This is a genomic window from Vibrio sp. 1580, assembly GCF_033340055.1.
This window is the reverse complement of the sequence record NZ_JAWOVT010000255.1, coordinates 1-730: the sequence shown is the minus strand read 5'-3', so window position 1 is coordinate 730 and position 730 is coordinate 1. Positions and strand designations below refer to the sequence as shown.

General features: G+C 49.9%; 1 protein-coding gene. It reads right to left on the bottom strand.

The annotated features are described in order from the left end of the window. Positions 1–730: proprotein convertase P-domain-containing protein (locus R7093_RS25360; RefSeq protein ID WP_318147037.1), on the bottom strand; the 730-nt coding region annotated here is incomplete at both ends.

Here is a 730-nt window from a genome sequence, read left to right as displayed (position 1 = left end):
TTGAAATGTCAGAGACCAACTGTTGATTGTACCTGTGTCTCTTCTGGCACTGTCGACGGCTTTTAGTTCCCAAGAACCTTGCGATTCAAAACCAGAGAAATCAACTTGGAAAGTGGTTTTGATATCGTTAGCGCTGCCGCCAGTATTGTCGTGAAGCACGACTTGTCCACCTGTCGGTGAAGTCAGAGTCACTCGTAGGTCACCGATGTAAGTATGGCTAATATCTACGTCAATGCTTACAGTACCTGAGTCGCCAGTGCGATCGACATTCAGTGCGCTGATGGCACCAGAGGTTTTGTTGTCAGGAATCGCAACAGGGTTAGTGTTTGAGTAGCTAGAATCTGCAGAGCTACCGCCACCGTCAGGACCATTACAGCCCGCATCCAAGAACAACTTCGCCGCTTCCGCATTCACTAGGCCGTGACCTGTGCGGTTATCTCGACCTGCAACATCAATGTCTGTCGCGGTTTTGATCAACGCGTTACGTACTTGCGCTGCGGTACACGTTGGGTGGTAACTCCACACCAAGCCAGCTACGCCCGTTACGTGCGGAGTCGCCATCGAAGTGCCGTTGTAGTACTCGTAGTCTTCACCTGATGTAGTTGCAACCGTGATCTCTTGGCCTACGTAACCCAATAGCTCTTGACCAAATGCACGATCAACTGTCACCGACACCATGCGATAAGCGTTGTTTTGGTCAACTAAGAATGGGTTTTGTAACCCAGCTAAT